At 58.5% G+C, this 19,888-nt stretch carries 20 protein-coding genes; 6 read left to right on the top strand and 14 right to left on the bottom strand.

Annotated features, from left to right (window positions below):
- The 5 genes from ccoG to ccoN all read right to left on the bottom strand — a co-directional run bounded on the left by ccoG (position 1) and on the right by ccoN (position 5,218).
- A complete protein-coding gene (ccoG, locus tag Q0677_RS11360) occupies positions 1 to 1,413 on the bottom strand; it encodes a cytochrome c oxidase accessory protein CcoG (protein ID WP_298909801.1) in 1,413 nt (470 codons plus the stop codon).
- Between the two features lie 357 nt (positions 1,414 to 1,770).
- Positions 1,771 to 2,643, bottom strand: a complete 873-nt coding sequence (gene ccoP / locus Q0677_RS11355; RefSeq protein ID WP_298909800.1) for a cytochrome-c oxidase, cbb3-type subunit III — start codon at positions 2,641 to 2,643, stop codon at positions 1,771 to 1,773.
- 35 nt (positions 2,644 to 2,678) lie between these two features.
- Positions 2,679 to 2,855, bottom strand: a complete 177-nt coding sequence (locus Q0677_RS11350; RefSeq protein ID WP_133485681.1) for a cbb3-type cytochrome c oxidase subunit 3 — start codon at positions 2,853 to 2,855, stop codon at positions 2,679 to 2,681.
- A 12-nt stretch (positions 2,856 to 2,867) separates the two neighbouring features.
- Entirely contained in the window at positions 2,868 to 3,602 is a 735-nt protein-coding gene (gene ccoO / locus Q0677_RS11345) for a cytochrome-c oxidase, cbb3-type subunit II (RefSeq protein ID WP_133485679.1), read from the bottom strand.
- Positions 3,603 to 3,616: 14 nt separating this feature from the next.
- On the bottom strand, positions 3,617 to 5,218 hold the full coding sequence (gene ccoN / locus Q0677_RS11340) for a cytochrome-c oxidase, cbb3-type subunit I (RefSeq protein ID WP_298909795.1): 1,602 nt from the start codon (positions 5,216 to 5,218) through the stop codon (positions 3,617 to 3,619).
- Between the two features lie 213 nt (positions 5,219 to 5,431).
- Here ccoN and Q0677_RS11335 point away from each other — a divergent pair, with 213 nt between their 5' ends.
- Entirely contained in the window at positions 5,432 to 6,271 is an 840-nt protein-coding gene (locus Q0677_RS11335; protein ID WP_298909793.1) for a universal stress protein, read from the top strand.
- A gap of 17 nt (positions 6,272 to 6,288) precedes the next feature.
- On the opposite strand, the gene fnrL is transcribed toward Q0677_RS11335, so the two are convergent.
- A complete protein-coding gene (fnrL, locus tag Q0677_RS11330) occupies positions 6,289 to 7,029 on the bottom strand; it encodes a transcriptional regulator FnrL (RefSeq protein WP_133485672.1) in 741 nt (246 codons plus the stop codon).
- A gap of 78 nt (positions 7,030 to 7,107) precedes the next feature.
- Here fnrL and hemN point away from each other — a divergent pair, with 78 nt between their 5' ends.
- Complete coding sequence (gene hemN / locus Q0677_RS11325) at positions 7,108 to 8,463, top strand: oxygen-independent coproporphyrinogen III oxidase (RefSeq protein WP_298909791.1); 1,356 nt, start codon at positions 7,108 to 7,110, stop codon at positions 8,461 to 8,463.
- 38 nt (positions 8,464 to 8,501) lie between these two features.
- Here the strand turns inward: hemN and Q0677_RS11320 are convergent, their stop codons facing one another.
- The 3 genes from Q0677_RS11320 to Q0677_RS11310 all read right to left on the bottom strand — a co-directional run bounded on the left by Q0677_RS11320 (position 8,502) and on the right by Q0677_RS11310 (position 11,467).
- Positions 8,502 to 9,260 (bottom strand): alpha/beta hydrolase, encoded by a 759-nt coding sequence (locus Q0677_RS11320; RefSeq protein WP_298909789.1) that lies wholly within the window; start codon positions 9,258 to 9,260, stop codon positions 8,502 to 8,504.
- Between the two features lie 70 nt (positions 9,261 to 9,330).
- Complete coding sequence (locus Q0677_RS11315; RefSeq protein ID WP_298909787.1) at positions 9,331 to 10,464, bottom strand: hypothetical protein; 1,134 nt, start codon at positions 10,462 to 10,464, stop codon at positions 9,331 to 9,333.
- 106 nt (positions 10,465 to 10,570) lie between these two features.
- Positions 10,571 to 11,467, bottom strand: coding sequence for a LysR family transcriptional regulator (locus tag Q0677_RS11310; RefSeq protein WP_298909785.1), 897 nt, complete (start codon positions 11,465 to 11,467; stop codon positions 10,571 to 10,573).
- Positions 11,468 to 11,550: 83 nt separating this feature from the next.
- On the opposite strand from Q0677_RS11310, the gene Q0677_RS11305 reads away from it, so the two are divergent.
- Positions 11,551 to 11,985, top strand: coding sequence for a PACE efflux transporter (locus tag Q0677_RS11305; RefSeq protein ID WP_298909783.1), 435 nt, complete (start codon positions 11,551 to 11,553; stop codon positions 11,983 to 11,985).
- Positions 11,986 to 12,111: 126 nt separating this feature from the next.
- On the opposite strand, the gene groL is transcribed toward Q0677_RS11305, so the two are convergent.
- The 4 genes from groL to Q0677_RS11285 form a co-directional block, all read right to left on the bottom strand.
- On the bottom strand, positions 12,112 to 13,761 hold the full coding sequence (groL, locus tag Q0677_RS11300) for a chaperonin GroEL (protein WP_298909781.1): 1,650 nt from the start codon (positions 13,759 to 13,761) through the stop codon (positions 12,112 to 12,114).
- A 51-nt stretch (positions 13,762 to 13,812) separates the two neighbouring features.
- Positions 13,813 to 14,100, bottom strand: coding sequence for a co-chaperone GroES (locus tag Q0677_RS11295; protein WP_133485658.1), 288 nt, complete (start codon positions 14,098 to 14,100; stop codon positions 13,813 to 13,815).
- A gap of 138 nt (positions 14,101 to 14,238) precedes the next feature.
- Complete coding sequence (locus tag Q0677_RS11290) at positions 14,239 to 15,363, bottom strand: cytochrome c peroxidase (protein WP_298909776.1); 1,125 nt, start codon at positions 15,361 to 15,363, stop codon at positions 14,239 to 14,241.
- A 79-nt stretch (positions 15,364 to 15,442) separates the two neighbouring features.
- A complete protein-coding gene (locus tag Q0677_RS11285) occupies positions 15,443 to 16,093 on the bottom strand; it encodes a DUF2161 domain-containing phosphodiesterase (protein ID WP_298909774.1) in 651 nt (216 codons plus the stop codon).
- Between the two features lie 186 nt (positions 16,094 to 16,279).
- On the opposite strand from Q0677_RS11285, the gene Q0677_RS11280 reads away from it, so the two are divergent.
- Positions 16,280 to 17,200, top strand: a complete 921-nt coding sequence (locus Q0677_RS11280) for a manganese-dependent inorganic pyrophosphatase (protein WP_298909772.1) — start codon at positions 16,280 to 16,282, stop codon at positions 17,198 to 17,200.
- Between the two features lie 134 nt (positions 17,201 to 17,334).
- Positions 17,335 to 17,916 (top strand): hypothetical protein, encoded by a 582-nt coding sequence (locus Q0677_RS11275; protein ID WP_298909769.1) that lies wholly within the window; start codon positions 17,335 to 17,337, stop codon positions 17,914 to 17,916.
- Positions 17,917 to 18,018: 102 nt separating this feature from the next.
- Here the strand turns inward: Q0677_RS11275 and Q0677_RS11270 are convergent, their stop codons facing one another.
- Positions 18,019 to 18,462: a DMT family transporter gene (locus tag Q0677_RS11270; protein ID WP_298909768.1), complete on the bottom strand. Its 444-nt coding sequence runs from the start codon at positions 18,460 to 18,462 to the stop codon at positions 18,019 to 18,021.
- A gap of 515 nt (positions 18,463 to 18,977) precedes the next feature.
- Between Q0677_RS11270 and Q0677_RS11265 the strand changes: the two genes are divergently transcribed.
- On the top strand, positions 18,978 to 19,853 hold the full coding sequence (locus tag Q0677_RS11265; RefSeq protein ID WP_298909766.1) for a TIGR01459 family HAD-type hydrolase: 876 nt from the start codon (positions 18,978 to 18,980) through the stop codon (positions 19,851 to 19,853).
- The last annotated feature ends 35 nt before the right edge of the window (positions 19,854 to 19,888 follow it).

Genomic DNA, 19,888 nt, shown 5'->3' with positions numbered 1-19,888 from the left:
TTAGCGCCCTCTTCCGTTAAAGACAGTGTCAAGGTGGGCACGGTCTCCGGTCACGCCATCCACGACCCAGATGCGCAGGTCAGTACGGTCCAGCTTGGCGGCTTCCGAACCCGGAGGCGCAACAACATAGACACGCTGTTTGGCCTCGGTATCCGGGGGAGCTACTAGCACAAGTTTGTCGGTGCCTTCCAGTTCTACCGTCAGCGGGCTGCCATCGGTCAGGGTGAAGTAATAGGGCCATTCTTCGCCGTGACGGTTGCGCACACCCACGTCATAGGTGTTGCGGATCGCACCGTCCGACAGCGTCACATAGGTGGGGTTGCGTACCGGACGAATGGTGACATCCACCTTGGGACGCGCAAACACGGCTACGGTCAAAGCAATCCCAACCAGCGCCCAAAGCGAGGTGTACAGGATGGTGCGCGGACGCAGCAGGTGCTTCATTACCGGGATCTTCTGGTTTCCGGCGCGCTCGTGCGTTTCGTCCTTTAGCGCAAGATAGTCGATCAGGCCGCGTTCCTTACCGACCTTCGCCATCATCTCGTCGCAAGCGTCGATGCACAGCGCACAGGTGATGCATTCCAGCTGCTGCCCGTCACGAATGTCGATCCCCATCGGGCAGACGTTCACGCAAGCATTACAGTCGATACAATCGCCCAGATCATCACGGTTCTTACCTTTGCCGCGCGGCTCGCCACGCCACTCGCGATAGGCGATTGTGATGGTATCTTCGTCCATCATGGCAGCCTGAATGCGCGGCCAGGGGCAGGCGTAGATACAGATTTGTTCCCGCGCGATGCCGCCGAAGAAGAAGGTGGTTAGGGTCAGCACCAGCACGGTCGAATACGCCAGAGGGTGCGCTTGGCCTGTTAGCAGGTCCATCAACAGTGTCGGGGCATCTGCAAAGTAGAACACCCACGCACCACCGGTTGCGACGGCGATCAGGATCCATGCGATGAATTTCACCAGACGCTTGCGGATTTTCTCGGCATTCCATTTCTGGCGGTGCAGGCGGATGCGTGCGTTGCGATCGCCTTCGACCCAGCGCTCCACAAGGATCATCAGGTCGGTCCAGACGGTCTGTGGGCAGGCATAGCCACACCACACACGCCCTGCGGCCGAAGTAAACAAGAACAGCCCAAGCCCCGCCATAATCAGCAGACCCGCGATGAAATAGAACTCATGCGGCCAGATCTCGATCCAGAAGAAGAAGAAGCGGCGGTTTGCCATATCCACAAGGATCGCCTGATCAGGCAGGTTCGGGCCACGATCCCAACGGATCCACGGGGCAAGATAGTAGATGCCAAGGGTGATCCCCATGATCCACCACTTGAGGCTACGGAAGGTGCCTTTCACCCGTTTGGGGAAGACTGGCTCGCGCGGGGCGTAAAGCTGTTCGGGGGCGTCAGACATGACTGTTTCTCGGATCCTGTGTTTCGCTTGAGGTTCCACTTAGGAACTATTCCAGATCTAAGCCTTGATGTGGATCAAGACTTTTCGCTGAAGGCTTTCACCGACTGCCTATCTAAGCCCCTGAGAAAGGACGAGTTTGCACAGTGTCGCAGTGCAAAAAGGTCGCAGGGGAAGGCAAACGAATTCGTTCGTCCGCATGGGATCTGATTCCCCTCCAACAAAAAAGAAACCCGGGCGCAATGCACCCGGGTTTCGAATTTTGTCGGCACCGACCTCGGAGAAACGCGCGAACAGGATCAGAGGTCGGTGCCTTCGACCGGGGAGTGAGGCCCCGGATCTCAGCTGTTGGCCAGTGGCTTATTCGCCGCCGCCCAACTGGTGGATGTAAGCCGATACAGCGTTGATCTGGCTGTCGGTCAGCTTGCCGCTCCAAGCGGGCATAACGCCGTAGGGGCCTTCCGAAACGATCCCAGCGATCGTGTCTTTGTCCTCGCCGAACAGCCAGATGGCGTCGGTCAGGTTCGGTGCACCCTGGGTACGGTCACCCGTGCCGTCTTCCATGTGGCAGGACGAACAGTTGTCCTCGAAGACTACGGCACCATCAGCAACCAACGACATGTCAGCCGCGTCTTTGGTGACCGGCGACAGCGACATGGTGTAGGCAACAACCTGTGCGATTTCTTCGTCGCTCAGATAGTCGTCACCGAAGGCTGGCATTTCCGAATAGCGGGTATCATCGTTGTCTTCCGAGCGGATACCGTAGGCAACCGTCATCTGAATGTCTTCCAACGAACCGCCCCAGAGCCAGTCATTGTCCAAGAGGTTGGGGTAGCCAACGTTGCCGGCTGCACCCGAACCGTGACACTGCGAACACCAGGTGGCGAAGGTCGCACGGCCCGACTGAATGGCGTAGTTGTGCAGATCCGAACCGGGGGTGAGCGTGGTCAGGTCAGCGGACGCCAGTTGGGCCTCCAGTTCGCTGTTCATGCCCTTGAAGCGGTCGATTTCTTCAGCAACTTCCGCACGGGTCGAGTACCCAAGGTAGCCAGCGGTGGCCCCTTTGATCAACGGCCATGCAGGATAGGCAATTGTGTACCAGATACCCCAGACGATCGTCAGGTAGAACACCCAGACCCACCAACGGGGCAGCGGGTTGTTGAACTCCTGAATGCCGTCCCACTCGTGACCCGTCGTATCGGGATCTTTCTTTTCAACAGGTTTTTTACTCATTGCCGCAACTCCTTTTGAGCTGAGCGCCCGGGAACTTAGTCCCGGTCACCGGCAGGTTTGTCTTCATGGCGGAACGGGATGTTCGCGATGTCCTTGTGGACCTTGTTCGATCCCGGGCGGAACGCAAACAGAGCTGCCCCGATGAAAAAGGCGAACATCGCGATCAGGAACCAGCTGTCAGCGAAGGCTCGCATAATGCTATAGGTATCCATCATCCCTACTCCTTACCGGCTTGCGTCAGGCGTGAAGGTCGAGAAGTCGACCAGAGTACCCAACATCTGCATATAGGCGATCAGAGCGTCCATTTCGGACACACCCGGCTTGCCATCGAAGTTGCGCGCCTGCGCTTTCGGATAGCGTGCCTGGAGCGCGTCGACGTCCGAATTGTCGCCATCCGGGTCAGCCTGGCTCAGCCAGTCTGCTTCCGCATTTGCGATCTGTTCGTCGGTGTAAGGTACACCTACGATCCGGTTCGTCTTCATCACATCCTGGATGTATTTCGGCTCGATCAGCTTATCCAAAAGGAAAGCGTATTTCGGCATCACCGATTCCGGCACGACCGACTGCGGATCAACAAGGTGATCCACATGCCATTCGTCCGAGTAGCGGCCACCGACGCGGGCAAGGTCAGGCCCCGTCCGCTTCGAGCCCCACTGGAACGGGTGGTCGTACTGGCTTTCAGCTGCAAGGCTGTAGTGGCCGTAACGCTCTACTTCGTCACGCATCGGGCGGATCATCTGCGAGTGACAGACATAGCAGCCCTCGCGGATATAGATGTTCCGGCCCTCAAGCTCGAGCGGCGAGTAGGGGCGCACGCCTTCCACATCCTCGATGGTGTTTTCGAGGTAGAAGAGCGGTGCGATCTCTACGATGCCACCCACGGTCACAACCAGAAGGCTACCGACCAGAAGAAGCGTTGCGTTCTTTTCAAGAACTACGTGTTTGTCGAGAATTCCCATTAGTCATTCCCTCCTTATTCGGCCGGAGCCGCAGCTGCGTCGCCTGCTGCTTCAGCAGCCGGTGCACGCTTCACGGTCATCCAGAGGTTGTAGCACATGATCAGAGCACCACCGAGGAACAGAACCCCGCCCAGGCCACGGACCACATACATCGGGAACTTCGCGGCAACGGTGTCAGCGAACGAGTTCACCAGGAAGCCTTGCGCATCAACTTCACGCCACATCAGGCCTTCCATGATACCGGTTACCCACATCGACGCGGCATAGAGAACGATGCCGATGGTGGCGAGCCAGAAGTGCCAGCTGACCAGTTTCAGGCTGTAAAGGCCTGCACGGTTCCACAGTTTGGGGACCAGGAAGTACAGCATCCCGAAGGTGATCATGCCGTTCCAGCCCAGAGCACCCGAGTGTACGTGACCAATGGTCCAGTCAGTGTAGTGCGACAGCGAGTTCACGGCGCGGATCGACATCATCGGACCTTCGAAGGTCGACATGCCATAGAAGCCGATGGACACAACCATCATACGGATTACCGGATCGGTGCGCAGTTTGTCCCATGCACCCGACAGGGTCATCAGACCGTTGATCATACCACCCCAGCTGGGCATCCACAGTACGATCGAGAACACCATACCAAGGGTCGAAGCCCAATCCGGCAGAGCGGTGTAGTGCAGGTGGTGCGGACCAGCCCAGATGTACAGGAAGATCAGAGCCCAGAAGTGGATGATCGACAGTTTGTACGAGAAGACCGGGCGCTCAGCCTGCTTCGGAACGAAGTAGTACATCATGCCCAGGAAGCCGGCGGTCAGGAAGAAGCCCACAGCGTTGTGGCCGTACCACCACTGGGTCATCGCATCTTGTACACCTGCGAACAGCTGTACCGATTTCGAACCGAAGATCGACACGGGAACAGCCAGGTTGTTCACAACGTGCAGCATGGCAACGGTGATGATGAAGGACAGGAAGAACCAGTTGGCAACGTAGATGTGCGGCTCTTTGCGCTTCATCAGCGTGCCCAGGAACACCAGCAGATAAGCCACCCAAACGATGGTCAGCCACAGGTCGGTGTACCATTCGGGTTCAGCGTATTCTTTACCGTGGGTAGCACCCAGCAGATAGCCGGTTGCGGCCAGCAGGATCACGATCTGATAGCCCCAGAACACGAACCACGCCAGATTGCCGCCCCAAAGGCGCGCACCCGAGGTACGCTGTACCACGTAGAACGAGCTGGTGATCAGTGCCGTACCACCAAACGCAAAAATCACTGCCGAGGTGTGCAGCGGGCGCAGGCGACCAAAGTTCAAATAACCCTCGGCCCAGGCAAAGTTCAGTTCAGGAAAGGCCAGCTGGAACGCGATGAACGTCCCGACCAAAAAGCCTACGACGCCCCAGAAGGCAGTCAAGGCAGCACCTACGCGAATAGGCCCATCCATATATCCGGTTTCAACGACCTTTTCGCCTCCAACGCCTCTCAGCGTGTAAACGAACAGGCCAGCCGCGATCAGAACTACCAGAATAGCGTGTACTTGGTAGGCTACGTCGCGGGCATAGCTAGCGGCGATTGCGGCCAATACTGTTATCAGCGCGAAAATCACCAGTTTGAGGTAATCCCACATTTTGCGTCCCTTCGTCATTGTCTTATGCCCACTTGACCCTAAATAGACTCGGGGCACCTATCGACTTTCGTCGGTTTGGACTTAACCCCAGTCCCTCGCCTTGATCCATGTCAAAACTTGCCGCACCCGGGCAGATTTCGGTGCTTGACCCATGTCAAAGCGTCACAGGTGAAGGCTTGGCACCCTTTTAGTGACATTCGCTGGAGGCCCGACATGGACTACAAAACGATTATGACAATCATATCAGACAACACGCTGTTCCGCCCTGCGCTGGACACGGCCCGCTGTCTGTCCGAGCGTTTCGACGCGCATCTTGACGCTTTGTGCCTTGGCATCGACCCTTCTCAGCAAGGGTTTTATTATGCTGGTGCCTCCGCAATGGTGGTGCAGGACAATCTGGCGCAGGTCCGCGAAGACATTGAGGCACTAGAGCAAGACATTCGGCAAATTCTAGCGTCAAACGTAATGCCTTGGTCGACCACAGCGCTGGCCACGCAATCCGTCACGCTGAACCACGTGGTGTCGCATCGCTCGAGATTTGCAGATCTTGTGATCCTGCCCCGCCCTTACGGCGAAGGCCGCGGCCACAGTGCCGAGGCGATCATCGAAAGTGCTATGTTTGACGGCGGCGTGCCGGTTCTTGTGCTGCCGGATGACGTGTCCATGACGCAGGCGCCGACCAATGTTGTGATCGCGTGGAATGAGAGCCCCGAATCGCTGCGGGCGATTCGCGCCGCCATGCCGTTCCTGAAAGCCGCCGAATCGATCTCGATCGCCGTCATCGACCCGCCGCAGCACGGGCCCGAGCGCTCGGATCCGGGCGGCGCACTCAGCCAAATGCTGGCGCGCCACGGCGTCCGGGCCGAAGTCTCGGTTCTGGCAAAAACCATGCCGCGCATCGCAGACATCCTGAACCGTCACGCCAGTGACAAGGCCGCGGACCTGATCGTGATGGGCGCCTATGGCCACTCGCGCTTCCGCGAATCCATTCTGGGCGGCGCGACACGGCATATGCTTGAAATTGCTGAGGTTCCGGTGCTGATGGCACACTAAGAACAGCGAGGCGGCGGTTAGAAAATGTGACCGCCGTCCACATCATCCCCGGTCTCGGACACCAGTCTTTGCAGGTCGGGGATTTGCACTTGGCGCTTACCCTGAAGAATGATCACCCCGGCCTTTTTCAGGGCCGAAATCTGGCGGCTGACCGTTTCCAGCGTCAGACCAAGATAGTCCGCCATCGCTTCGCGCGTCAGCGGCAAATCGAACTCCATCCCATCCTTGGGCAGACGCTTGTGCAGCGCAGCATCGCGGCGCGCGATGATCATCAGAAGGCTGGCAATCTTTTCACGTGCGGTTTTGCGGCCCAGAACCAGCATCCATTCCCGCGCGCTGTCCAGCTCGTCCAGCGTCATTTGCAACAACCGTCCACCGATCGACGGGGTCGAGCCCATCAGATCCTCAAACGGTTTCTTGCGGAAACAGCACAGGGTCAGGTCGGTGACGGCAACCACGTCAAAGGGCGCTTGCTCGCGTCCGGGCCGGCCAATGAAGTCCGACGGCAGCAGCAAGCCGACCATCTGGGTCCGCCCGTCTTCCATCGTCTGGCTCAGGGTTGCGATCCCGGTGACCACACTGGCCACGAACTCCATCGGGTCGCCCGCCCAGATGACAGGCTGGCCTGCTTCATAGGTGCGGTAGTATTTGATGTCGTCCAGATGCTCCAACTCATCCGGTTCGCAGCGTGAACACACGGCGCGGTGGCGAATCGGGCACGTCCCGCAATCCCTGGGGTTGAAACTGGTATCGTTCATGGTTTCCTGAACAAGAGAAGTATCTTGCTTTGATCCTGATCAAAGTATGCGGCGCGTTTGGTGTTACAGCGTATTCGAATGCAGACACTTACGCAACTCAAACGCCTCGGTCTTTTCGACGCGCGCGTGCCCCGCTACACCAGCTACCCGACCGCCCCGCATTTCAAGGCAGGCTTCGGCCCCGAAACGCTTGCCAAATGGATCAGCGCGATCCCGTCGGGCAACAAGGTTTCGCTTTATGTCCATATCCCGTTTTGCCGCCGTCTGTGCTGGTTCTGCGCCTGTCGTACGCAGGGCACATCGACCGCTGAACCCGTGGCCGCCTATGTGGACAGCCTGAAAGACGAGCTTGCAACGATCAAATCGCTGCTCGCCCCGGGGATCGAGATCGAGCATCTGCACTGGGGTGGCGGCACGCCTACGCTGCTTCAACCCGAGATGATCACCGATCTGACCGGTGCCATCCTGAACACGATGCCGCTTGCCGAAGGCGCACAGTTCTCGGTCGAGATTGATCCCTCCGAAGTCGACGACGCCCGTCTGGACGCGCTGGCTGCCGCTGGCATGAACCGTGCCTCGATCGGTGTGCAGGATTTCGATCCGATGATCCAAGAGGTCATTGGCCGTCCGCAAAGCTATGAAGTGACGAAAGAAGCTGTCGATGGGCTGCGCGCGCGTGGGATCGACAGTCTGAACATGGATATCCTCTATGGTCTGCCGCATCAGAACATCGCCCGGATCACGGATTCGGTTGAAAAGCTGATCAGCCTTGGCCCCGACCGCGTGGCCCTGTTCGGCTATGCCCACGTTCCGTGGATGGCGCGCCGCCAAACCCTGATCCCGACCGAGGCCTTGCCCTCGGCCGAAGAACGTTTGGATCTGTTCAACACCGCCCGCGACCTGTTCGTGGAAGCAGGCTATGACGAGATCGGCATCGACCACTTTGCCCTGCCCTCGGACGGGCTGGCAAAAGCGCATAAAGCCGGCACAATGAAGCGGAACTTCCAAGGCTATACCGAGGACGCATCCGAGGTGCTGATGGGTGTCGGTGCAAGCTCGATCGCGCGCTATCCGCAAGGTTACGTTCAGAACCAACCCGCCACCGCGAAATATCAGGCCGCCGCACGCGACGGAAAGCTGACCGCCGCCAAAGGCCACGCGTTCAAAGGCGACGACATCGCACGGGGCCGCGTGATCGAAGAGCTTCTGTGCTATTTCCGCGCCGATCTGGCCGCGCTGGCAAAAGAGCAATCACTTCCCATTGAGACCCTGCTGGACTGGGTCGATGGGCTGGAAGCTGCGATGCCCGGCACCACGGATCTGGTCGACAACGTCCTGACCATCCGTGACGATTCCCGCCCGCTTGCACGCATCATCGCGCGTCACTTCGACGCCTACGAGATGAATGAAAGCGGACATAGTCAGGCGGTGTAACCGCCGCCTGACCCTAATTCCGCGGGCGGCAAAACCCGTTACGGTGTTTTCTTGCGATAGCCTGCTTCGACTGCGATGCGGTCCAGTACATCCGCCAGAGTCAGCCCATGTTCGAACTTTCCATCGCGCAGGAAGCTTTCGACCTGCGTGATGACCAGCGGGTTCACCATCATGAACGTGTGGGTCACGGGAAGGGTGATGTGATCATCCATCCCCTCGACCCGCGTGCTTTCGACCGAGACCTTCCCGTCATCCGCTCCGTCAATCACCGCTGAATAGATTGGGTTCAACGACCGGTTCCCCGCGATCACACCCAGTTCAAACTGGGCGCGGCCCGTTTGGTTGGGCACCGAGTCCTGCCCTGTGCCCAGTTGCAACCCGGCAGGGCCGTTGATCCACTCGAACGGCTCGAGCTCGGCAAATTCATCCACCAGTTGCGAGCCCTGGTTGGGCGGGGCTAGCATCACGACGCGCCCTAGATTTTTAGGGTGATTATCGTCCAACCAGACGCGCACAAGGATGCCGCCCATCGAATGGGTTACGAAGTGCAACCGCTCGTCCCCACACGCTGCGACCGCAGGGGGGATGGCCGTATTTGCCAAAACAGGAATCTCGGCCTTGGTCGACGGGTAGCCAAGGTTGACGACCTTATACCCCTCGGCCTCTAGCGCCTCCTCCATCACCCACATGGACGAAGCGGATCGCGCAAGACCATGCAGCAGCACCACGCAATCCGCACGGGCGGGAAGCGCGCTGATGAACGACATCAGCAGGGCGATAACAGCGGTTACTCTCATGGCTTCAGGATACTCGTATCAACACAGGGGTTCGAGCCGATAGGCCAGACGCGTGCCCGATGGGCGCGGTTTAGCGCACCTCGGTATGGAAGCCCGGCGCGAACCAGCGGATGATCAACGCCCCTGCCCCGGCAATCGCCACGGCCAGCACGCCGATCCAGCCGATCACGGGGATCAGGGCCAGCAGCGTTACCGCCACTGCACCCACAGACGCCGCGATGGCGCGTTCGGACAAGGTTTCCGGCAGCGGGCGGCTGAGCGCGCTCATCACGCCGACGCCCAGAATATAGCTGCCAATCACATAGCCCGCGACGCCCAGCAGAACTGCCAGAACGATCGAGGCCGGAACCAACAGGATGCCATAGCCCGTCAAGGCGAACAGGAACAGCGACCCGGCCAGCGCCGAAATCGACAAAAAGCCCATCCACAAGGCACGCATCGGCGTCTCCAACGTGCGTTCACGTAGGTTCATCAGGAAACCCGGCGCCAGTGCTGCGATCAGGGTTGCCAGTGCGGTCAGGATCAGGATCGAGGTCACTTTGCCGCCCAGCCACGACATCCAGCCGCCGCTGGTGTCTACGGTCGCGCCACCTTCAGGATCCGCCGTCGGGTCAAATGCATCGGCGTCGTGACGCTCGATCCGATCCGCAGGCACGACATGGGCCGGGATCTCAATCGCCTCGGGGTCGTCCGCATAGAGATATAGCGTGCCCTCGATGCGGGCGTTCTCGCCAAAGCTAATGGTTTTCGTCGACAAGCTGGCATCGCCTGCGATGGTTTCGGTCAGAAGGATATGTTCTGCCGCGATCAGCGCGTCATCGCCGATCGAGGCCGTGATCTCGGCCCGCTGTGCACCAAGGCGCAGATCACCTGAGATGGGCGCCGTGACCAAAACCGTATCGCCCAAAAGCTGCGCGTCCCCGCCAACCGGGGCCGAGACATTTACGTTCATCCCCGCCGCATACAGGCTTTGCCCCACAGGGGCCGAAATCGAGACCGAGCGCCCCCCCGCATGGGCGCTGCCGCTTACAGGTGCGGAAACGACGATCGTGTTGCCCACAACAAAGGCGTCATCCACGGCGTCGCCTGACAGGGTGACGTTGTCCCCCGCGATGTAGGCGTCGTCGCCGAAGCGATAGACCTCATCCGCGAGGCTGGGGGTTGCGATCAGTGTGGCGCACAGAAGAAGGAATGAACGAAACATGGCTGTCCCTTGCCAATTGAATGATGTTATCAACCTTAACATAAGAGGTGTCACTGGATTTGTAAGAGAGGATCGTGAGAATTCCAATGGATTTCCAGACGGAACCTCAACCGCGCCACGCGTCCTGCGGTAGCGCCATCAGGCGATCACGCAACCAGCTGCCTGCGGCGCCCAATCCGCGGCGTTCCGTCCAGACCACATCCACACCGGCCAAATCGTCACTCTGCTGAAAACGGGTCGCCAGCCGGATCAGTTTCCCCTGCGCGATCTGGTTGTGGACAACGGCATAAGGAAGTTCGGCCCAGCCGAGGCCAGACAGCACCATCTCGACGATCAGGTTGGGGTTCTCAGCCTCCCACAGCATGGGGCTTTTCGCGGCAAGTACGGCCCCGTCCCGCCCCTGCGAACGACTGTGGAGCACAATCTGCCGATGCTCCCTCAGCGCACCCAAACCGACAGGCTGCGCCCCGGCAAGCGGGTGTTCGGGCGCACATACAATAATGTGCGCGGCATGTCCGACGCCGCGAAACTGGAACCCCAGCGGATAGCTTTCCTGTTCAGTCATCAGGCCCAGATCGGTACGGCCCGAGATCAAAAGCTCGGGCGTGTCATTCATCCCCGGGGACAGCAGTTCAAGCTCGACCGTCGGGAAGGTCTGGGCAAATTCAGCAAGCGCATCCAGAACCGGCGGCAGGCTCAATCCCTGTTCGATGGCCACGCTTAACCGGTGTTCGATCCCTTCGGACAGCGACCCGGCCTTGGCCATCAGCTCTTTCTGCCCCAAGGAAATTGCACGCGCATAAGGCAAGAGCGCCCGCCCCTCGTCCGTCAACACTGGCAAGCGTCCCGAGCGGTCGAACAGCGTTACGCCCGTGTCGATTTCAAGATTGGCAATCGCGGTGGAGACAGCAGATTGCACCTTCTCCATCCGCCGCGCCGCCGCCGAAAAAGACCCGAGTTCTGCAGCCAGCAAGAACGCCGTTAGACCATCTTGGGAAACCATGACCTATCTCATAATTAGATACATACGAACTTTCTTATCGCAGATTCTTTGATAGATGAAGGGTGAACAGGAAAGGGCACCCGATGGACACCCCCATGCGCACCGGCCGTGATCGGCTAAGGTACACGATCAGTTTCGAGCTGCTGTTGATGGCGCTTCTTGTCCCCGTGGGCGCGATCTATTTCGACAAGGCGCTGCACGAGATCGGCGCCTTGGGGCTAATTCTGTCGCTTAAGGCCATGGCGATAAATCTCGTCTATAACTGGGTCTTTGATCGGGTGGATGCGCGTGCGGGTCGGATATCATCGGATCGATCAGCCATCGGTCGGATCATGCATGCCACAGGGTTCGAACTGACCCTGCTGGTCACATCTCTTCCGATCTACATGTGGTGGCTGCAGCTTGGGCTGATCGAGGCCATTGCCACCGATCTGACCGTGACCACTTTCGTCGTCTTCTACACCTACCTCTTCACATTGGGGTATGATCGCTTGTTCCCAGTGCGTGTGACTGTCTGAACGCTCTAAACGCAACAAAGGCGCCCCGAAGGACGCCTTTGTTCTAGATCTTTAGGCTGTTTGGCTCTCGGTGATTTCTCTGTCGAGAAATCACCTGTCGCAACTGAATTCCTGACGGAATTCAGTTTACATCATGCCGCCCATGCCGCCCATACCGCCCATGTCGGGCATGCCGGCGCCAGCACCACCGTCTTTCGACGGCTTGTCTGCAACCATAGCTTCGGTGGTGATCAGCAGGCCAGCAACCGATGCCGCATCTTCCAGAGCAGTACGGGTTACTTTCGCCGGGTCGATCACGCCGAACGAGAACATGTCGCCATATTCTTCGGTCTGAGCGTTGAAGCCGAATGCGGTGTCGTCCGACTCGCGTACTTTGCCAGCAACCACAGCGCCGTCGACGCCTGCGTTTTCAGCAATCTGACGCAGCGGGGCTTCGATCGCCTTGCGCACAATCACGATACCAGCGTTCTGGTCCGAGTTTGCGCCTTCCAGACCTGCAAGAGCCTTGCCAGCCTGAACCAGAGCAACACCACCACCAACGATGACGCCTTCCTGAACAGCAGCGCGGGTCGCGTTCAGAGCATCGTCTACACGGTCCTTACGCTCTTTCACTTCGACTTCGGTCATGCCGCCAACGCGGATAACGGCAACACCGCCTGCCAGTTTGGCAACGCGCTCTTGCAGCTTCTCGCGGTCGTAGTCCGAGGTGGTTTCTTCGGCTTGGGCGCGGATCTGAGCAACACGTGCTTCGATCTCGGCTTTCTCGCCAGCACCGTCGACGATGGTCGTTTCGTCTTTGGTGATTTCGATCTTCTTGGCGGTGCCCAGCATGTCCATGGTGACGGACTCAAGCTTCATGCCCAGATCTTCCGAGATTACCTGACCACCGGTCAGGATCGCGATGTCCTGCAGCATGGCTTTACGACGATCGCCAAAGCCCGGAGCTTTAACGGCAGCGATTTTCAGACCACCGCGCAGCTTGTTGACAACCAGAGTTGCCAGAGCTTCGCCTTCAACGTCTTCAGCAATGATCAGCAGAGGCTTCTGCGACTGGATGACTTGCTCCAGCAGCGGAACCATCGGCTGCAGCGACGAGAGTTTCTTCTCGTGCAGCAGAACCAGACAGTCGTCCAGATCAGCGATCATTTTGTCGGGGTTGGTCACGAAGTAGGGCGACAGGTAGCCGCGGTCGAACTGCATGCCTTCAACAACAGTGGTCTCGGTTTCCAGACCCTTGTTCTCTTCAACAGTGATAACGCCTTCGTTGCCAACTTTCTGCATCGCGTCTGCGATCTGTTGGCCGATTTCAGCTTCACCGTTGGCCGAGATGGTGCCAACCTGTGCAACTTCGTCGCTGTCTGCAACGTCACGGGCCGAAGCTTTGATGCCTTCAACAACCTTGGCAGTTGCCAGATCGATGCCGCGCTTCAGGTCCATCGGGTTCAGGCCAGCAGCAACCTGCTTCAGACCTTCGCGCACGATGGCTTGAGCCAGAACGGTTGCAGTGGTGGTGCCGTCGCCGGCTTCGTCATTGGTGCGGCTGGCGACTTCTTTCACCATCTGCGCGCCCATGTTTTCGAACTTGTCTTCCAGCTCGATCTCTTTGGCAACCGACACACCGTCTTTGGTGATGCGCGGGGCGCCGAACGACTTGTCCAGAACCACGTTGCGGCCTTTCGGGCCCAGGGTCACTTTGACAGCGTCAGCCAGTACGTTGACGCCACGCAGCATTGCATTGCGGGCATCGGTGTCGAACTTTACGTCCTTAGCAGCCATTTAGCTTACTCCAGTAAATTCGTGTAATTCAGATATTCAGTCAGCAGACGATCAGGACAGGATGCCCATGATGTCGGCTTCTTTCATGATCAGCAGCTCTTCACCGTCGATGGTGATTTCGGTGCCGGACCATTTGCCGAACAGGATCTTGTCGCCTTCTTTGACGTCCATTGCGATACGATCGCCGTCGTCGTCTTTGGCGCCAGCGCCAACAGCCACAACCAGACCTTCAGCAGGTTTTTCTTTGGCGCTATCCGGAATGATCAGACCACCAGCGGTTTTTTCGTCGCTCTCTACGCGGCGTACCAGCACGCGGTCATGCAGCGGGGTAAAAGCCATTTCTGAGACTCCCTAAGCTCAGTTAACGTTCCATTAGCACTCACCCGTTGCGAGTGCTAACGGCGCATAGTTAGGGGTGGGAAATGGGGGAGTCAACAAAGGCAGGTCAACTTTCGTCGCCGCAGCGCAGCAAGCGCGCTACTCTTCCAGCAAATGCTCGTACCGCTGATCGGTCAGCGCTTTCATAAACGCGACCAGGGCATCAATCCGCCGATCATCTAAGGCAGGACCTTCCGTCAGCTCCATGACGGACAGGTTCTGCGGGATTTCAGGCATCGCCCAAGGCTTGCCGGTTTCCGGATTGATCTGCCGATCCGGGTTCGTCGAGTTGTACTTGTTATAGAACAGCACCACCGTGCGCAGGTCTTTGAACACACCATTGTGCATATAGGGGCCGGTCACCGCGACGTTGCGCAACGTGGGCACTTTGAACCGCCCCGCCGCCGAGGCCGCGTCGACCGCGGGATTGGACAGCAATCCGGTATCAGACCACGTTGCGCCATTCACAGCGCGGACCGCCGCGTTCACCGGAACGCCGATATTGTGATACTCGTAATTCGTGAACGTCTCGTCCGGCGCGATGGGGGACGGGCGCAGCTGGTGGCACAGGTTGCAATTGGTGAATTGCTGCGAGGTGAACAGCACGCGACCAAGCTCTTCTTTTGCTGTCAGTTCGACTTCGCCCCGCAAGTAGCGGTCGTATTTGCTATCGAACGGCGCGAAAAACGGGGTGCTTTCGAAGGCCGCAATCGCTTGCGTCATGGCCTCATAGGCCGCATCATCGGACTCCCAAATCCCCTCGCCGAACAGTGCCTTAAACCCGGTGACATAACCCGCATCCTCTTGCAGTCGCGCAACCACAGACGCCTTGTCGGGCATGCCCATCTCGATCGGGTTCAACGGCGGACCACCCGCCTGCCCAGCGAGCCCCGCCGTGCGGCCATCCCAGAACATCCCGCCGCGCCATGCCGCCTGATCCAACTGCTCGAAATCCGGCGTGAACATCGCATAGCCTGCCGTCGGCGCGCTGCGATCCCCAAGGCTTTCACCGTCATCCCCCAGCGACACGGCGCGCCCGGCAGCCGTTTCACGCGGGTCCACGAAAGCAAACTCGGGATCATGACAGGTCGCGCAGGACTGCGTCCGGTTCTTCGAGAGGTTCACGTCGAAGAACAGCGCCTCGCCCAGCTCTTCCAACGTATCGAACGCATAAACGGGGGACGCCGTGGCGGTCAGAAGGGCGGAAATCAGAAGCGGGCGCATGGGAATATCCTTGGGTTACCCAGCCCTTCTAGCGCAGCGTGCGGGAAGCGCAACTTGATCCTGATCATAATTATCGGATTTATCCTGCCGCGCGCCCCGCCTGCGTTAAACCGTACACCCCACGCTCGACCCGTTCGAACCAGCCATAGTGATTGATCGCCATCATGTTGGTGGCTTTCGCCACCCCTGTCGCCTTGGCCACCTCGGCCCCACGACTGGGGCCATGTTCGGCTAGAAAAGCGCGCAGCTTCTCGGCATCCTGACGATAGGCGGTGACGAGCTTGCCGTTGGTGCCGCCGGTGTTCGGATCCCCCTCGCGCCGCGCGAACTCGGACAGCAATCGCCCGGCCTTCACCTTGGATTTGCGCGGCTGAAACGGACCTGGATCGGCATGCACCTGCACAAACCCATCCTTCAAGCGGACCGAGACAACGCCTAGCCCCAACCTTTTGCACAACCCGACATTGCCCTTAAATGCCCGCCACCCCGGCTTGCCGGACCAACGCGGCACAGCCACATAGACCAGATCGCTAATCGCCTGACGCGCAACGGCCTGCTGCAACAAGGTCAACGAAAACCCCGCCTTCAGTTCGACAATCACCGGCACATCGTCGCCATCACGTAGGGCCACCACATCTGCCGCCCCGACTTCGGCTTTGGCCTCATAGCCAAGCCCCTCAAGCCACGTTTTGACAGGTGCATACAAGTCGGTTTCGGCGGGTTTGCTCACAGGAGGACGCTTTCAATTGGACGTCCCGACAGTTTCGCCACGCGACACAAGAACGCAAGGGGCTTGCGCGCAACACATGACAGGTTTTCTGCAACTGCACAGATGTTGGCCCTATCAGGGATGACAAGGCGCATCGGCCTTCCTATAAGGCACGCAAACACGATCACACATAGACGGATGATGCATATGACCACCCTCGTATTCGGCCACAAATCCCCTGACACCGACTCGACCGGCTCGCCGCTGGTTTGGGCTTGGTACCTGAATGAAGTGAAAGGCGTTGACGCCAAGCCGGTTCTGCTGGGCCAGCCCAACACCGAAGCCGCTTTCATGCTGGAGCGCTGGGGCTTTGACATGCTGGACATCATCGAGGACGTGGCCGACGACCAGCCTTGCGTCATCGTCGACACCAACAACCCGGCCGAGCTGCCCGCCAACATCAATGGCGCAGACGTTCAGGCCATCATCGACCACCACAAGCTGGTTGGCGGCCTGGAAACCAAGGGCCCGATCGACATCACCATCCGTCCGCTGGCCTGCACCGCGACCATCATGTACGACCTGATGGGTGACGACGCCGCAAAGATGCCGGAAAACATCAAGGGTGCCGCCCTGACCTGCATCCTGTCGGACACGCTGGAGTTCCGCTCGCCCACCACGACCGACCGCGACCGCGAAGTGGTTGCTGCTCTGGCCGCTGATCTGGGCATCAACGTCACCGAATACGCGGCCGAGATGTTTGCCGCCAAGTCGGACGTATCGGCATTCTCGGACGCGGAACTGATCCGCATGGACTCGAAAGAATACGAAGTGTCGGGCACCAAGTTCCGCGTGTCGGTTCTGGAAACCACCGCGCCGGAAATCCCGCTGGGCCGTAAAGAAAGCCTGATCGAGACCTTCAAAACCGTTGCCGCCGAAGACGGCGTGGACGAGGTTCTGCTGTTCGTCGTGGACATCCTGAAGGAAGAAGCCACGCTGCTGATCCCGAACGACGTTGTGAAGGGCGTGGCTGAAAAGAGCTTTGGCGCCACTGTCGAGGGCGACGCCGTTGTCCTGCCCGGCATCATGAGCCGCAAAAAGCAGATCATTCCGAACCTGGCTGTCTAAGCCGTTCAAAAACTCTCAAACTGGCCCGTGCAATCGCGCGGGCCTTTTTGTTTGGGGCCACCTCACAGAAAGCTCATTTCCCGAACACATGCGAATGTGATAGGCACACAGCACATTCCAATGAAGGTGCTCAAATGCGTTTTTCCTTGCGATACCCGACACTCCGAACCATCGCCCTGATCGCAACGATCAGCGTGGCGTCCAGCGCCAGCGCCTACGCTCAGATGAATCACGGGCACGGGCACCTTCATGGCGCAGATGGCACCGGACATGACGAGATGCGAATGCCCGGGCTACGCGGCGAGAATGCAACGCCCGAGGAAAGCCAGGAACTGGCCATCCTGTTCCGCAACTTCAGAACGCTTGAACGCGCGGTCGAAAACCTGCCCGACGGCATTCGCACGGTGACGCGATCAACCAACCCCGAGGTTATGGAAGTGCTTGTCAGCCATGTGGTGGGCATGATCGACCGGGTCGAGCGTCAGGACGATCCGAAAATCATCATTCAAAGCCCTACGCTCGACATCTTCTTTGACCGCGCCGAGACGATTTCCAACACCATCGAGGTCACGGACGAGGGCATTGTCGTGACGCAAACCTCAGACGATCCAGAGGTCGTATCCGCCTTGCAAACCCACGCTGAAGAAGTGTCCGCCATGGTATTGCAGGGGATGCACGCCGTGCACATGATGATGATGCAACGCGCTGGGAATTGAAACGGGGTATTACGAGCCGCAAACAGCAGGTAAATACGTACTTGGCTGTACCCGCCACCTCGGACATGCGTACACGATTACCGGGGAAAGTGCCTGTAATGCCTATTTGAAAGTTACCAAATACACCCCGGCGATAACGAGCAACGCTCCCAAAACCTTTCCCGTTGTCATTGCGCTTGCGGGCACGCCGAACATGCCGAAATAGCCGAACACCATTCCTGCCAAAACCTGACCGGAAACCAGAAGCACAAAAAACGCGCCTATGCCGATTCTCGGGATGAGATAGCTTGATCCGATAATCATTCCTGCACTCATCACACCGGCAGTTAGAAGCCCAAGCGGCAAAGCGCCAATTTTCTGGAACTCTCCTCCCCGGCTCCCCGTGCCGATCGCAATAACAATGGACGACACAAGTGCGACGGCGAAAAAGGGTATGTTGGCCATTGGCCCCGAACCCAAAATTTTTGCGGATTGCGAAATCATTGGAAGATAAATTGAAATAATTGCGCCCATCAGCAGCGCCAAACCTATTAGATGAATTGCCATGATTCCCTCCCACACCATCAAATAACCGCCACTCTAGCATAAACCTTGAAGGGAAACGAAAGATGGTCTCTCTTGGAGGGCATCTCGGCGCTGTCTAGCGCGCCTTTTATCCTACAGTCGATTTCGCAACGTGGAATGGAGGTTTTGTAGCACTTCATTGCTGTCGACCGACAGGGCTACAAGGCACGGATCCCATTCACGATAGTACATGAACTCCCCGCCGGCGAACGCCCAAAGCTCGCAGAGAATTTCCTTCCGCACGGCTGGTGTTCCGAACAGCTCCACTATCGTGCCCACAACCTTGGGCAAGTCGACCTCCTCAAATTCCAGACATAAGTGGCCATTCGAAAGAGTGATCAGCCTATATTCCATGCCGCGCAATCCTAACTGCTACCCCAATCGAATTAGATCCTCAAAAGAGCAGCATAGATCCGGATGCGCATTCCGTACAACTCCCCCTAGCCACCCTGCCTCCCCTCTGCCATATCTCCCATGACACCCAAGGAGACCGCGCCATGACCCGTATCATCGAGAACCTTTCAGAGATTTCTGCGAACTACGACGCCTTGTTCGTCGACCTTTGGGGCTGTCTGCATAACGGGATCACCGCGTTTGACGAGGCGGTCGCCGCCCTACAAGCCTACCGCGCGAATGGGGGCTTTGTGGTGCTGGTCACGAATTCACCCAAACCGCGTGCTGGCGTCATGGAGCAGTTGCCGGAATTCGGCGTGCCTTCAGATTGCTATGACACCATCGCCACCTCGGGCGACAGCGCACGGGCGGCGATGTTCACGGGCGCGGTGGGCAACAAGGTCTTCTTCATGGGTGAATGGGAGCGCGACGCGGGCTTCTTCGAACCGATGGAGGTGATCGACACCCCGGTCGAGATCATCCGCGTCCCCGTGGCCGAGGCCGAGGGCATCGTTTGCTGCGGCCCGTTCGACCCGATGGCGGATCCTGACACATGGCGCGCAGATCTGCTGATGGCGAAACAGAAGGGACAGAAGCTGCTCTGCGCGAATCCCGACATCATTGTGGATCGCGGCGAAGCCCGCGAATGGTGCGCGGGTGCAATCGCGCAGATGTATACCGAGATGGGCGGCGAGAGCCTCTATTTCGGCAAGCCCCACCCGCCGATCTATGACCTTGCCCGCCGCCGCATGTTGGCCGAGGGCAAATCGGTGCCGGACAACCGCATTCTGGCCATTGGCGACGGCATCGCGACCGACATCAAAGGTGCCTTGGGCGAGGATATCGATTCTCTTTTCATCACAGGTGGCCTTGCACGGGAAGAGACGAAAACCCGCACGCAGCCCGATCCAGACGCGTTGGATCAATATATCCAGTCGCAGATGATCACCCCGACATATGCGATCGGCTATCTCCGCTGACATAAATGCTTGTTTTACCGCCATTAATTCGGCCT

Origin of the sequence: uncultured Aliiroseovarius sp. (assembly GCF_947492455.1) — a bacterium.
GTDB lineage: Bacteria > Pseudomonadota > Alphaproteobacteria > Rhodobacterales > Rhodobacteraceae > Aliiroseovarius.
Note: the sequence above shows the minus strand (reverse complement) of the source record. Positions and strands in the feature narration are given on the sequence as shown.

Coding starts and splice junctions, on each gene's coding strand:
- ccoG (WP_298909801.1), bottom strand. CDS start 1,413: ATGTCTGACGCCCCCGAACAGCTTTACGCCCCGCGCGAGCCAGTCTTC.
- ccoP (WP_298909800.1), bottom strand. CDS start 2,643: ATGAGTAAAAAACCTGTTGAAAAGAAAGATCCCGATACGACGGGTCAC.
- Q0677_RS11350 (WP_133485681.1), bottom strand. CDS start 2,855: ATGGATACCTATAGCATTATGCGAGCCTTCGCTGACAGCTGGTTCCTG.
- ccoO (WP_133485679.1), bottom strand. CDS start 3,602: ATGGGAATTCTCGACAAACACGTAGTTCTTGAAAAGAACGCAACGCTT.
- ccoN (WP_298909795.1), bottom strand. CDS start 5,218: ATGTGGGATTACCTCAAACTGGTGATTTTCGCGCTGATAACAGTATTG.
- Q0677_RS11335 (WP_298909793.1), top strand. CDS start 5,432: ATGGACTACAAAACGATTATGACAATCATATCAGACAACACGCTGTTC.
- fnrL (WP_133485672.1), bottom strand. CDS start 7,029: ATGAACGATACCAGTTTCAACCCCAGGGATTGCGGGACGTGCCCGATT.
- hemN (WP_298909791.1), top strand. CDS start 7,108: ATGCAGACACTTACGCAACTCAAACGCCTCGGTCTTTTCGACGCGCGC.
- Q0677_RS11320 (WP_298909789.1), bottom strand. CDS start 9,260: ATGAGAGTAACCGCTGTTATCGCCCTGCTGATGTCGTTCATCAGCGCG.
- Q0677_RS11315 (WP_298909787.1), bottom strand. CDS start 10,464: ATGTTTCGTTCATTCCTTCTTCTGTGCGCCACACTGATCGCAACCCCC.
- Q0677_RS11310 (WP_298909785.1), bottom strand. CDS start 11,467: ATGGTTTCCCAAGATGGTCTAACGGCGTTCTTGCTGGCTGCAGAACTC.
- Q0677_RS11305 (WP_298909783.1), top strand. CDS start 11,551: ATGGACACCCCCATGCGCACCGGCCGTGATCGGCTAAGGTACACGATC.
- groL (WP_298909781.1), bottom strand. CDS start 13,761: ATGGCTGCTAAGGACGTAAAGTTCGACACCGATGCCCGCAATGCAATG.
- Q0677_RS11295 (WP_133485658.1), bottom strand. CDS start 14,100: ATGGCTTTTACCCCGCTGCATGACCGCGTGCTGGTACGCCGCGTAGAG.
- Q0677_RS11290 (WP_298909776.1), bottom strand. CDS start 15,363: ATGCGCCCGCTTCTGATTTCCGCCCTTCTGACCGCCACGGCGTCCCCC.
- Q0677_RS11280 (WP_298909772.1), top strand. CDS start 16,280: ATGACCACCCTCGTATTCGGCCACAAATCCCCTGACACCGACTCGACC.
- Q0677_RS11275 (WP_298909769.1), top strand. CDS start 17,335: ATGCGTTTTTCCTTGCGATACCCGACACTCCGAACCATCGCCCTGATC.
- Q0677_RS11270 (WP_298909768.1), bottom strand. CDS start 18,462: ATGGCAATTCATCTAATAGGTTTGGCGCTGCTGATGGGCGCAATTATT.
- Q0677_RS11265 (WP_298909766.1), top strand. CDS start 18,978: ATGACCCGTATCATCGAGAACCTTTCAGAGATTTCTGCGAACTACGAC.